Source organism: Oerskovia sp. USHLN155 (assembly GCF_037145535.1).
Taxonomy (GTDB): Bacteria; Actinomycetota; Actinomycetes; order Actinomycetales; family Cellulomonadaceae; genus Oerskovia; species Oerskovia rustica.
Genome location: NZ_JBBCXG010000002.1, coordinates 304,758 through 317,190, shown reverse-complemented (window position 1 = coordinate 317,190; position 12,433 = coordinate 304,758). Strand labels below are relative to the sequence as shown.

Annotated in this window: 12 protein-coding genes; 11 read left to right on the top strand and 1 reads right to left on the bottom strand. The window is 69.9% G+C overall.

What is annotated here, in order from left to right; genetic code table 11:
- Positions 1 to 14: 14 nt before the first annotated feature.
- The 9 genes from WFH32_RS04375 to WFH32_RS04335 all read left to right on the top strand — a co-directional run bounded on the left by WFH32_RS04375 (position 15) and on the right by WFH32_RS04335 (position 9,794).
- Positions 15 to 923 carry a PfkB family carbohydrate kinase gene (locus WFH32_RS04375; RefSeq protein ID WP_336706318.1) on the top strand — a complete coding sequence of 303 codons (909 nt, stop codon included), beginning with the start codon at positions 15 to 17 and terminating at the stop codon, positions 921 to 923.
- Between the two features lie 174 nt (positions 924 to 1,097).
- A complete protein-coding gene (locus tag WFH32_RS04370) occupies positions 1,098 to 2,258 on the top strand; it encodes an ROK family transcriptional regulator (protein WP_191794342.1) in 1,161 nt (386 codons plus the stop codon).
- Between the two features lie 134 nt (positions 2,259 to 2,392).
- The gene (locus tag WFH32_RS04365) at positions 2,393 to 3,682 is read left to right on the top strand and encodes an extracellular solute-binding protein (RefSeq protein WP_191794341.1); all 1,290 of its coding nucleotides are present in this window, start codon (positions 2,393 to 2,395) and stop codon (positions 3,680 to 3,682) included.
- 157 nt (positions 3,683 to 3,839) lie between these two features.
- A complete protein-coding gene (locus WFH32_RS04360; protein ID WP_191794340.1) occupies positions 3,840 to 4,793 on the top strand; it encodes a carbohydrate ABC transporter permease in 954 nt (317 codons plus the stop codon).
- Positions 4,790 to 5,719 (top strand): carbohydrate ABC transporter permease, encoded by a 930-nt coding sequence (locus tag WFH32_RS04355; RefSeq protein WP_404821983.1) that lies wholly within the window; start codon positions 4,790 to 4,792, stop codon positions 5,717 to 5,719. The genes WFH32_RS04360 and WFH32_RS04355 overlap by 4 nt, the downstream gene beginning before the upstream one ends.
- A gap of 1 nt (position 5,720) precedes the next feature.
- Entirely contained in the window at positions 5,721 to 6,701 is a 981-nt protein-coding gene (locus WFH32_RS04350) for an ROK family protein (protein ID WP_318243935.1), read from the top strand.
- Positions 6,701 to 7,483, top strand: coding sequence for a glucosamine-6-phosphate deaminase (nagB, locus tag WFH32_RS04345; RefSeq protein ID WP_336706317.1), 783 nt, complete (start codon positions 6,701 to 6,703; stop codon positions 7,481 to 7,483). Before WFH32_RS04350 ends, nagB begins: the two co-directional genes overlap by 1 nt.
- Positions 7,484 to 7,596: 113 nt before the next feature.
- The gene (locus WFH32_RS04340; RefSeq protein WP_138823974.1) at positions 7,597 to 7,947 is read left to right on the top strand and encodes a DUF3039 domain-containing protein; all 351 of its coding nucleotides are present in this window, start codon (positions 7,597 to 7,599) and stop codon (positions 7,945 to 7,947) included.
- Positions 7,948 to 8,009: 62 nt separating this feature from the next.
- Positions 8,010 to 9,794, top strand: a complete 1,785-nt coding sequence (locus tag WFH32_RS04335; RefSeq protein ID WP_225227594.1) for a DEAD/DEAH box helicase — start codon at positions 8,010 to 8,012, stop codon at positions 9,792 to 9,794.
- Between the two features lie 105 nt (positions 9,795 to 9,899).
- Here WFH32_RS04335 and WFH32_RS04330 read toward each other — a convergent pair whose 3' ends face one another.
- A complete protein-coding gene (locus WFH32_RS04330) occupies positions 9,900 to 11,291 on the bottom strand; it encodes a nicotinate phosphoribosyltransferase (protein ID WP_336706316.1) in 1,392 nt (463 codons plus the stop codon).
- 206 nt (positions 11,292 to 11,497) lie between these two features.
- Here WFH32_RS04330 and clpS point away from each other — a divergent pair, with 206 nt between their 5' ends.
- On the top strand, positions 11,498 to 11,761 hold the full coding sequence (gene clpS, locus WFH32_RS04325) for an ATP-dependent Clp protease adapter ClpS (protein WP_246857946.1): 264 nt from the start codon (positions 11,498 to 11,500) through the stop codon (positions 11,759 to 11,761).
- Positions 11,761 to 12,411: a DUF2017 family protein gene (locus WFH32_RS04320; RefSeq protein WP_191794336.1), complete on the top strand. Its 651-nt coding sequence runs from the start codon at positions 11,761 to 11,763 to the stop codon at positions 12,409 to 12,411. Before clpS ends, WFH32_RS04320 begins: the two co-directional genes overlap by 1 nt.
- Positions 12,412 to 12,433 lie beyond the last annotated feature (22 nt).

The window sequence follows — 12,433 nt, the reverse complement described above, 5'->3', positions numbered from 1 at the left end:
AGCGAGGATGAGGCGTGCTGATCTGCTGCGGGCTCACGACGTTGGACATCACCCAGGTGGTGCACGCGCTACCCGGTCCCGACGAGAAGGTCGTCGCGACTTCACAACGCGCGACGTTCGGCGGACCTGCGGCGAACGCCGCCGCGACGGCGGCGGCGCTCGGGGTGCCCGTGCGCCTCGTCACCGCCATCGGCGCGGGGATGCTCGCCGAGGTGGTGCGCGCCGACGTGGTCGCGACCGGGGTCGAGCTGATCGACGTGACGACGGGCGGGTCCGCCGTCCCCGACGGTGAGGCGAGAGGGCCCGCGGTGTCGACGGTCCTGGTGACGGCCGGGACGGGCGAGCGTGCCGTCGTCAGCACGAACGCCACGGGCCGTCCGGTCGCCGCGGGGGGCGAGCGCGCGGTGAGCGGAGTCTTCGACCTGGTGCGGCCGGGGTGCGTCGGAGGACGAGAGCGCGACGTGCTGCTCCTCGACGGGCATCACCCTCGCCTCGCGCACGCTCTCGCGGTACGAGCGCGCGAGCTGGGGGTCCTCGTGGCGCTCGACGGCGGCTCGTGGAAGGACGGCACCGCAGAGCTGATCGCGCTGTGCGATGCGGTGGTGCTCTCGCAGGACTTCAGGATGCCCGGCGGGGACGTCGGCCGGGTGCTCGAGGACGTCGCGGCCCTGGGCCCGGGCTTCGTCGCGCGCTCCCGTGGGGGCGCTCCTGTCGAGGTGCTCGACGGCGTAGTCCGCTCCTACCTCCCTGTGCCGCCGACGGGTGCCGTGGTCGACACCCTGGGGGCGGGGGACGTGCTGCACGGTGCGTTCGCCGCGGAGGTGTCCCGAGGGCGGTCGTGGGTCAGCGCGCTACGGGAGGCCGTGGCCGTCGCGAGCCGTTCCGTGACGTACGAGGGCGCCCGCGGCTGGATCGGACGCTGAGGCCCGCGAGGACGACCGGTCCCTTCGGAACGGCGGCATCTCGCGGCTCCCGTGTGGTCTGACCTCCACGGGCCCCGGGGGGAAATCGCAGCGGCCCGAACGAAGTACAACGGTTTGGTCTCGACGCCTCGGACAGGTTGACATGCGCTTAGTAAAGGAGGTCTACTAACAAACATGACAACGGCAGTCACGCGAAGTGCAGTCACACGGAGAGGTCTGAGCACAGGTCTCAGGCCCACCTCCAAGGTGCTTCCCGAGCACGCACGCGCGCACAACCGTTCGCTCGTCCTGCAGCACCTCTTCCACGAGGGGCCGACGTCCCGTGCGGACCTTGCCCGAGCCACCTCGCTGACGAGGGTCACCATCTCCGACCTGGTCTCGGTGCTCATCGCCGAGGGACTCGTCGAGGAGCTGGGAATCCGTCCCGGCCAGCGCGTCGGCAAGCCTGCCATCCTCATCGGGATGCGCACGAGCGCCTATCAGATCGTCTCGGTCGACCTCACGGACGACGCTCTCATGCGTGGTGCCGTGATGTCCCTGACGGGTGACTTCGTGGTGCGGCAGAGCCTGCCGATCGAAGGACGTGCGGGCACCGAGCTCGTGGACCTCCTGACGCGCTTCTGCCGAGGGCTCATCGCCGTCGCGACGCGTCCGGTGCTCGGTGTGGGCATCGGCTCTCCGGGGGTCGTCGACAGCGAGGGACGGATCGTCGAGGCGCCGAACCGCCGCTGGTACGACGTCGCGCTCGCGGAGCAGCTCAGCGAGAGCCTGGCGCTGCCCGTGCACGTCGCCAACGACGCGAACATCGCCGCCCTCGGTGAGTTCACGTTCGGCGGCGCGGACGGCACCGGCCTCATGGTCCTCACCGTCGGCGAGGGGGTTGGCGCGGGCATCATGCTCGACGGGTCCCGCGTGCGTGGGGCCGCCGACGCGGCCGGCGAGCTGGGCCACGTGACCGTCGTCGACGACGGTCTGCCCTGCGCCTGCGGCCGGTCGGGCTGTCTCGAGACCGTTCTCTCGGTGCCGGCTCTGCGCCGTGCCGTGGACGGCCTCGACAAGGAATCTTCCGATGCCGTCCTGGCCTCGGTCGGCAGGCTCCTGGGCATCGCCCTCGCGCCTGTTGTGTCAGCGCTCAACCTCGGCGAGATCCTGATCAGCGGTCCGGCGGACCTGCTCGACGGTCCTCTGCGCGACGCAGCGATCGACACCATCAACGCTCGAACCATGCCGGCCATCAACACCGGCCTCGAGCTCCGGATGGCTTCTCTCGACGAGGACGTCGTCCTCGCCGGGGCGGCAGTCCTGATTCTGTCCGGCCAGCTGGGCGTCTCATGAGCTCTGCTCCTGAGTCCCCGACGGGCTGAACCGGTCCTGCAGTAATCCCAGTAGCAGTACCGCAGTACCTCCCGTATCACCTCAGGTGGTGTCATCGACGCCGCCACTTCGAATTACCGAGAGGAAGTACCCCAGTGAAGAGGAACCGCCTCGTCGCCACCACGGTGGCTTCGACGATCACCCTGGCGCTCGCCCTGACCGCCTGTGGCTCCGGCGACTCCGGCTCCGGCGACGGCGCCTCCGGCGAAGCCAAGTCCGGTGACATCCGCGTCTGGCTCGTCGGCACCGACACGCCGCAGGAAGCCCGCGACTACCTCAAGACGACGTTCGAGAAGGAGAACGAGGGCTCGACCCTCACGATCGAGGAGCAGTCCTGGACCGGCCTGGTCGACAAGCTCACGACCTCGCTCGCCAGCTCGGACAGCCCCGACATCGTCGAGGTCGGCAACACCCAGGCCCCGGCGTTCACGTCGGCCGGGTTCTTCAAGGACCTGACCGGTGAGTTCGACACCCTGGGCGGCGAAGACCTCCTCCCCGCGTTCGTCGACGCAGGCACCTACGACGGCAAGTTCTACGCCGCTCCGTACTACGCCGGTTCGCGTGCGGTCTTCTACTCGCAGCAGGTCGTCGGCGACGGCTTCAAGGTTCCCACGACGCTCGACGAGTACGTCACGCAGGGCAAGGCCCTCACGACCGAGACGCGCTCGGGCATCTACTGGCCCGGCCAGGACTGGTACAACGCTCTGCCCTTCGTCTGGGAGAACGGCGGCTTCATCGCCGAGGAGAAGGACGGCAAGTGGGAGGCCGGCTTCTCGTCCGAGGGCGGCATCCAGGGTCTCGAGCAGGTCCAGGACATCATGAACACCGCCTCGCGCGCGCCGAAGGACGGTCAGGAGACCGACCAGCAGGTTCCCTTCTGCGAGGGCAACATCGGCTTCCTCTCGGCCCCGATCTGGGTCCAGTGGTCGATCAAGGCTCCGGCTGACGCCAAGGCCCCCGGCTGCCCCGACACCTACGGCGCCGACCTGCACGCGTTCGCTCTCCCGGGCAAGGAGGCCGGCAAGCCCGCGGTCGTCCTCTCCGGTGGTTCGAACATCGCCATCGCGTCGAAGTCGAAGAACCCTGACCTTGCGCTCAAGGCGTACGAGATCATGCTCAGCGACGGCTACCAGAAGCTCATGGCGGCTGAGGGCCTGATCCCGGCGAAGATCTCGCAGGCCGAGTTCCTCCCCGCAGGGGAGATCATCGAGGCCGGCGCGGCTGCCGCCGCGACCGCGAAGGGCGTCCCCGCGTCGCCGAAGTGGGCTGACGTCGAGGCCAAGCGCTACCTGCAGGACGCGTTCGTCCAGATCGCCCAGGGTGGCGACGTGAAGGCGATCGCCGAGAAGCTCGACCAGCAGATCGAGGAAACCCTCAACAGCTGATCCCACGGGGCCCCTCCGTGAGGAGGGGCCCCTGTCAGATGCCGCAGGGGTGGGAGTTCCGCGGAGCTCCCACCCCTCGGCATGACTGGCCCTGCGCGCACCACCTGTACCTGCACGGTCCTGCTCGAACCGTGCAACCCCTCGACGGAGTGAGAAAATGAGCTCATCCACCCTCGAGTCGTCCCCAGCGGTCGAGCTGAAGGACACTCTCAAGCCCCCGAAGAAGCCGTCGGCCAAGCTGCCGTGGCTGTTGCTGGCTCCCAGCCTCCTGGTCCTGGCCGTCATGGTCGGCTACCCGCTCGTCAACCTCTTCATCATGTCGTTCCAGAAGTACGAGCGCGCCCAGCTCATGGGCGTGCCTGCTGAGTGGGTCGGCTTCAAGAACTACACCGACACGCTGGCCGACCCGGTGTTCTGGACGGTCCTGGCCCGCAGCTTCGCCTTCATGGTGGTCTGTGTCTTCCTGACCATGGCGATCGGAATCCTGCTCGCCCTGCTCATGATGCGCCTCAACAAGTTCTTCCGGCTGCTCGTGTCGGTCGGGCTGCTGCTCGCCTGGGCCATGCCGGCCCTCGCAGCGGTCATCGTCTGGGGCTGGATCTTCGACACCCAGTACGGCGTCGTCAACAACATCCTCACGAAGATCACCGGCGACAACTGGATGGGCCATTCCTGGCTCATCAACCCGTGGATGTTCTTCCTCGTCGCCACGCTCATCATCGTCTGGCAGAGCGTCCCGTTCGTCGCGTTCACGATGTACGCAGGCCTGACCCAGGTGCCCGGCGAGGTCCTCGAGGCCGCATCCCTCGACGGCGCGACGCCGGCACAGCGCTTCCGGCTGATCATGGTCCCCTACGTGCGCAGCATCATGGTCGTGCTCATCATCCTGTCGATCATCTGGGACCTGCGCGTCTTCACGCAGATCTTCGCACTGCAGGGTATCGGTGGCATCGCCGACAAGACCAACACGATCGGTGTGTACATCTACCAGATGGGCATGGCGCAAGGGCACTACGGCTCCGCCAGCGCGATCGCCGTCATCCTGGTGTTCATCATGATGGGGATCTCGTACTACTACGTGCGGCAGACCATCAAGGAGGAGGAGCTGTGAGCACCCTCAACCCCACTGTCACGGGCACGGCCACCGCAGCGCCCCGGTCCTCCGGGAGCGGCCCGCGCCGGACCCGCGAGGGGCAGCGCAAGAAGGTCTCGAACGCGATGTACAGCGTGATCGCCGTCATCGTCTTCCTGTGCTCGGCCTTCCCCGTCTACTGGATGATCAACTCGTCGTTCCTGCCGACGAACCTCATCCGCAACAAGGACCTGACCTACTTCCCGGGTTCGGCGTTCACCTGGCAGAACTACGAGGACGCGATCTTCAACCAGGAGCGCGCGCCCTTCCTGCCCGCACTGGGCAACTCGGTCATGGTCACCTTCTTCGTGCTGGTGATCTCCATGGTCCTGGCCTTCATGGCATCCCTTGCCGTGACCCGGTTCAACTTCAAGGGCCGCAAGGCGTTCATCGTCGCGATCCTCGCGGTGCAGATGATCCCGGGCGAGGCCATGATGATCTCGATCTTCCGGATCGTCGACGGGTGGCAGCTCCTCAACACGATCATCGGTCTGGGCATCGTCTACCTGTCGGGTGTGCTGCCGTTCACGATCTGGACGTTGCGAGGGTTCGTCGCAGGTGTGCCGGCCGAGCTCGAGGAGGCAGCCATGATCGACGGCTGCTCGCGCTCGAAGGCCTTCTGGAGGATCACCTTCCCGCTCCTTGCCCCTGGCCTCGTGGCGACCGGAGTCTTCGCGTTCATCCAGGCGTGGAACGAGTTCGTGATGGCGCTGATCATCATGACGCGTCCCGAGTCGATGACGCTCCCACTGTGGCTGCGGACGTTCCAGCAGGCGACCCAGGCGACGAACTGGGGCGGGCTGATGGCCGGATCGGTGCTCATCGCGATCCCCGTCGTCATCTTCTTCCTGATCGTCCAGGGACGTATGACCGGTGGCCTCGTCTCGGGTGCGGTGAAGGGCTGACGTGAGCGAGGTGAGAACGGCTGCCTCGTCGCTCGGCGAGGCAGCCGCCCTGCCCGGCGGCCACTCGGTCGGCCTGGACGTCGGAGGGACCAAGGTCCTCGGCGTCCTGCTCGGACCGGACGGCTCGATCGAGGGGTCGGTCAAACTGCCGACCGTTCGAGGCCCGCAGGGTGTGGTCTCCAGTGCCGCCCGAGCAGTCCGGTCGCTGACGGACGCGGCAGGCCTCGAGCCTGCCGCGCTCGCGGGGCTCGGCCTCGGGGTCCCCGGGCTCGTCGACCCGCAGAGCGGGTCCGTGATGCACGCGGTGAACCTGGGGATCGAGGGCGAGCCGTTCGCGCTCGCCCACGAGCTGTCGTCGATCTTCGGGGGAATCCCCGTGGACGTCGACAACGACCTGAACGTCGCGGCGCTCGGTGCTTCGCACGCGATGGGTGCCGACGGCCAGGACCTGGCGTTCCTCGCTCTGGGAACGGGGCTCGCGGCCGGCATCGTGCTGGGAGGGCGGCTCCGCCGTGGCGTGAGCGGGGCAGCGGGCGAGATCGGACACATCCCGATCAATCCCGACGGGCCGTTGTGCGCGTGCGGACAGCGCGGATGTGTCGAGACCTACGCCTCGGGCACCGCGCTCAGCGCTCGCTGGCCTTCGCAGTTCGGCCGCCCGGCACCGCTCGAGCTCTTCGAGGCGGCTGCGGCCGGGAACCCCGAGGCTCTCAGGATCAAGGGCGAGTTCGCTGCTGCCGTGGCGAGCGCTGTCCGTATCCTCGAGCTGACGGTCGACGTCCGGCACGTCGTCCTCGGAGGTGGCGTGACCGGTCTCGGTCAGCCCCTTCTCGACGCCGTGCAGGAGGCCCTGGTCGCCCAGGCGAGCACGTCGCCGTTCTTGTCCTCGCTGGAGCTGGAGAAGCGTGTCTCCTTGGCCCCCAGTGATGTGCCCGTTGCCGCGGTGGGAGCAGCCATCGCCGGCCGTAGGAAGGTGTCCTGATGGAAGTTGTGATTGCGCCCGCCGATCAGCTCGCGGTGCTTGCCGCCGAGGCGATCGACAGGCTGCTTCGTGCCAAGCCGACCTCGGTGATCGGTCTTGCGACCGGGTCGAGCCCGCTCAAGGTGTACGACGAGCTCGTCCGTCGCCACACGGAGGAGGGGCTCTCCTTCGCCCAGGCGAAGGCCTTCATGCTCGACGAGTACGTCGGGATCGCGGAGGACCACCCGGAGCGCTACCGCAACGTCATCGAGAAGGAGATCGCCTCGCGTGTCGACTTCGCGCCGGACGCCGTGCAGGGTCCTGACGGGAACGCCGAGGACCTGGTCGCGGCGTGCGCCGACTACGAGCGCAAGATCGTCGACGCAGGCGGTGTCGACCTGCAGATCCTGGGGATCGGCACGGACGGGCACATCGCGTTCAACGAGCCGGGGTCGTCCCTCGCCTCACGGACGCGCATCAAGACGCTGACCGCGCAGACCCGTGAGGACAACGCTCGCTTCTTCGGCGACGACCTCGCGCAGGTGCCGCAGCACTGCCTCACGCAGGGCCTGGCGACCATCATGTCGGCCAAGCACCTCGTGCTCCTCGCCTCGGGCAAGGGAAAGGCGGAAGCCGTCCACCAGCTCGTCGAGGGCCCTGTGTCCGCGATGTGGCCCGCGACGGTCATGCAGATGCACCCGCACGCGACCGTCCTGGTGGACGACGCCGCGGCATCGCGTCTGCAGCTCGGCGACTACTACCGCCAGACGTTCCTCTCGAAGCCGGAGTGGCAGGGTCTCTGACCGACCCCACCTCGGCAGGCCGCGCAGGCCTGACCCACAGTCGCCCGTCGGTTCCGATCACGCCCCTGGTCGGAGCCGACGGGTTTCTCCTTCCCCGACGTAGACTCGAGATCATGATCGAACCCCTGACCCTCCCCACCAACGGACCTGCGGCAGGCAGCCCGTCCGGACCGGAACCGATCGTCCCGGACAGCGACCCGAGCAGCGGGACGTCGACGAGCGTCCTCGAGCGCACGGAGACCACGGCGGAGGTCGAGCCCGGGGATCACGAGCGTTTCGCGCACTACGTGCGCAAGGAGAAGATCATGCAGTCGGCGTTGTCCGGCAAGCCCGTGATCGCGCTCTGCGGCAAGGTCTGGGTTCCCGGACGGGACCCCAACAAGTTCCCCGTGTGCCCCACGTGCAAGGAGATCTACGACGGCCTTCGCGCCCCGCAGGACGGCGAGGGTGATTCCGGCAAGTGAGCGGGCAGCCTCTCTCGAACTCGTCCGCTCGCCCGTCCTCCAACCTTCCCCCGTCGGCTCCGCTGGGGGCGTCCTCGGCCGCCGCGTCGCACCTGTCGCCGGCCTTTCCTCGTCGTGCCCCGTGGGGCACGGCGTCCAAGCTGCGTGCGTGGCAGGCCGAGGCGCTCGAGCTCTATCGCACCCGCTCGCCGCGTGACTTCCTCGCGGTCGCGACCCCTGGCGCGGGCAAGACGACGTTCGCGCTCCGCGTCGCGACCGAGCTCCTCGAGCAGGGGGTCGTCCGTCGTGTGACGGTCGTCGCTCCGACCGAGCACCTCAAGCACCAGTGGGCAGATGCCGCCGCTCGCGTGGGTGTGCGCATCGACCCGAACTTCCGCAACAGCCAGGGCCGCCACGGGTCCAGCTATGACGGGGTCGCGCTCACGTACGCCCAGGTGGCCGCCAAGCCTGCGCTGCACACCGCGCGGACCGAGGCCGAGCGGACCTTGGTCATCCTCGACGAGGTCCATCACGGTGGCGATGCCCTGTCGTGGGGAGAGGCCGTCCGGGACGCGTTCGAGCCCGCGACCCGTCGCCTCGCCCTGACCGGTACGCCGTTCCGCTCGGACACGGCGGCGATCCCGTTCGTGACGTACGAGCGCGGCGCCGACGGCATCCGCCGGTCGGCCGCGGACTACACCTACGGCTACGGCGACGCGCTGCGCGACCACGTCGTGCGCCCCGTGATCTTCCTGTCGTACTCGGGGCAGATGCGCTGGCGCACCAAGTCGGGCGACGAGGTCAGCGCCCGGCTCGGCGAGGCGCTCACCAAGGACATGACGGGCCAGGCCTGGCGCACCGCTCTCGATCCGGACGGCGAGTGGATCCCGTCGGTGCTCGCGGCGGCCGACAAGCGTCTGACCGAGGTCCGCCGGGCGATCCCCGACGCGGGAGGCCTGGTCATCGCGACCGACCAGACCGACGCCCGTGCCTATGCGGGTCACCTGGCCCGCATCACGGGCAGGTCGCCGACGGTCGTCCTGTCCGACGACGACGGCGCGAGCGGACGCATCGACGAGTTCTCGGACGGTGACGGTCGGTGGATGGTCGCCGTCCGGATGGTCTCCGAGGGCGTCGACGTGCCGCGGCTCGCCGTGGGCGTCTACGCGACGTCGACCGCGACCCCGCTCTTCTTCGCCCAGGCCGTGGGCCGCTTCGTGCGTGCTCGCAGGCGCGGCGAGACGGCGTCGGTGTTCCTGCCGAGCGTGCCGCACCTGCTCGCATTGGCGAACGGCCTGGAGCTCGAGCGTGACCACGCGCTCGACCGGCCGCTCACGGCCGAGGAGCAGGGGGACATGTACAACCCCGAGGACGCGCTCATGGCCGCTGCCAACCGGGAGGACAAGGCGTCCGACGATCTCGCGGACGGCATGCAGGGGTCCTTCCAGGCGCTCGAGGCACAGGCGTCGTTCGACCGCGTGCTCTTCGACGGTGGCGAGTTCGGGACGGAGGCGGACGTCGGCTCGGACGAGGAGCAGGACTTCCTCGGGCTGCCCGGCCTGCTCGACGCGGACCAGGTGACGAGCCTGCTGCGCCAGCGTCAGGCCGACCAGATGTCCGCCCGGTCCAAGAAGTCCCGGGCGGCCGAGGTCGAGCGCAGCGAGCTCGACCACCGTCGCGCCGCTGAGCTGCGCAAGGAGCTCTCGCAGCTCGTCGGCGCGTGGGCGCGTCGCAGCGGGCAGCCGCACGGCACGGTGCACACCGAGCTGCGTCGCCGTTGCGGTGGGCCCGAGGTGCCGCTCGCGACCGTCGACCAGCTTGATGCGCGGGTCGCGGTGCTCCGAGGCTGGTTCGTCGGCAAGAAGTAGGGGGACCTCGGCACGCGGGGTCCGTTCCCGTACGAGAGGGCCTGCACGCTCGTCGAGCGTGCAGGTCCTCTGTCGTCCTCGCGGGCACCGCGGTGCCCTGGGGGGTCATCCCAGCCGGCGGGTCACGGTCGGCAGCGCAGGGTCGCCCGCGGAGAGGCGTCGCGCACCGCGGGGCAGCTCGGCCCGGGCCTCGGCGTGCCGTCGCGCGGCGTTGTGGACCCCGTAGGCGCCGATCCAGCGCGAGTCGACGGCGCCGTCGACCACGAGGGGCACGTGCAGCGGGCGCAGGTCCTCGTCGTCACCGGGCTCCCAGGCGGCGACGACGTCGTCGGGCCCCGTGACGAGGACCTCCGCGACGGCCCTGCCGTCCTCGCCGTACTGGCGTGCCGCCGCCTTTCGTCCTCCCGTGCTCGTCTTGAGCGTCGAGGCCTTGGCGACCGGCTGCAGGACGCCGTCGGCGTCGGAGCGGGCGACGAGCTTGTAGACCATGCCGCACGTCGGGGCTCCCGAGCCGGTCACGAGCGAGGTGCCCACGCCGTAGGCGTCGACGGGGGCCGCGGCCAGGGCGGCGATCGCGTACTCGTCGAGGTCGGACGTGACGGTGATGCGGGTGCCGGTCGCGCCGAGCCCGTCGAGCTGCTTGCGCACCTCGACCGCCTGGATGCCGAGGTCGCCGGAGTCGAGGCGGACCGCGCCGAGCCCCGTGCCTGCCGCGGCGATGGCGTTCTTGACGCCCTGGCGGACGTCGTAGGTGTCGACGAGGAGCGTCGTGCCGACCCCGAGAGAGGCGACCTGTGCCGCGAAGGCGGAGCGTTCGTCGTCGTGCAGGAGCGTGAACGCGTGCGCGGCGGTGCCGATCGTCTCGATCCCGTACCGGCGCCCGGCCTCGAGGTTCGACGTCCCGGCGAAGCCCGCGACCGCGGCCGCGCGGGCCGCGGCGACCGCGGCCAGCTCGCTCGCCCGGCGCGAGCCCATCTCGAGGCAGGGGCGGTCGACGGCGGCGCTCGTCATGCGCGACGCCGCGGACGCGACCGCGGAGTCGTAGTTGAGGATCGACAGGACGAGTGTCTCGAGCAGGACGGCCTCGGCGAACGTGCCCTCGACGACCATCACGGGGGACTGGGGGAAGAACACGTCGCCCTCCGCGTACCCGGTGATCGAGCCGGTGAAGCGGTAGCCGGCGAGGTAGTCGAGCGTGCGGTCGTCGACGACGCGCGCCTCCTGGAGCCAGGCGAGCTCGAGGTCCGTGAAGCGGAACGTCGCGAGCGACTCCAGGACGCGGCCGGTGCCCGCGAGGACGCCGTAGCGCCGGCCGGCGGGCAGCCGGCGCGTGAAGACCTCGAACAGGCAGTGCCGGTCGGCGGTGCCGTCTGCCAGCGCTGCCTGCAGCATGGTGAGCTCGTAGCGGTCCGTGAGCAGCGACGTCTGCGCGGACGGTGCGAACGGGGAGGTGCGGGCGGCCGGGGCGTCCGTGCCCGGGTGGTCTGCGGGACTCATGTGCCCAACCTAGGGCAGACGGCGGCGCCGTGGCGCGCGTCGGGCGCCGATGGACAGGCGCGGCGCCCTGCCGGGCGGCGCGGGCCTCCCACCAGGCCGTGGACCCTCCCACCTGGTCGTGGACATGGCGCCGCCGGACTTCACCCACCACATAGAGTGGGGGAGTGACTGGAACGGCGACCGCGGGGCCCCGCCTCGACGAGGAGATCGACACGCGGGAGGGGCTGTCCCTCGCCGACACCTGGGTGACGCTCGTCTGGAACGACCCGGTGAACCTCATGAGCTATGTGACGTACGTCTTCGAGAGCTACTTCGGGTACACGCAGCAGAAGGCGAGGACGCTCATGCTCCAGGTGCACCAGGAGGGGCGTGCGGTCGTCTCGTCGGGCGGCAGGGAGAAGATCGAGGTGGACGTGCAGGCGATGCACGAGTTCGGGCTCTGGGCCACGATGCAGCGGAGCGGGGAGTAGTGCGGCCCTTCCGGCGGGCGCGGCGTGGGTACGTCGCGGAGCTGAGCGCCTCGGAGCGCCTCGTGCTCGCCCACGTCGTGGGCGACGTCGTGGAGCTCCTGCAGGAGCAGACCGGCACGGTTCCCCCGGAGGATCCTGAGGCGTCCCGGATCGAGGGGGTCGCGCCGTTGGCGGCGCCTCCCGAGGAGGTGCGGGCCCCTACGGACCCGGCGGTGCGTCGCCTGCTGCCGGACGCGTCGCGCGAGGACGGTGAGGTGTCGGCGGAGTTCCGCCGCTTCACCCAGGGCGACCTCGTGGCGGAGAAGGCCCAGCGGCTCCTGCTCCTCGCGGACCTGCTGCTCGCGGGCGTCCCGCAGGACGCCGAGGCGTTGACGCCGCTGATCGTCCGGCCCGACGACGCCCGTCGCGTCGCGGGAGCACTCACCGACATCCGGGTCGTCCTCGCGGAGCGCCTGGACCTGCGCACCGACGACCAGGTCGAGGACCTGCACGACGAGCTGCTGGCGCGTGAGGAGTCGGGGATCGAGCCTCCGGAGGAGGCCCCGGACGCCGCGCGGCGCTTCCTGGCGAGCGTGTTCCTGCTCTCGGGATGGTTGCAGGAGTCGTTGGTCGAGCTGATGCTCGCCGAGGTGCGTCGCGCGCCCCGCTGACTCCTGCCCGCGGGCACGGCCG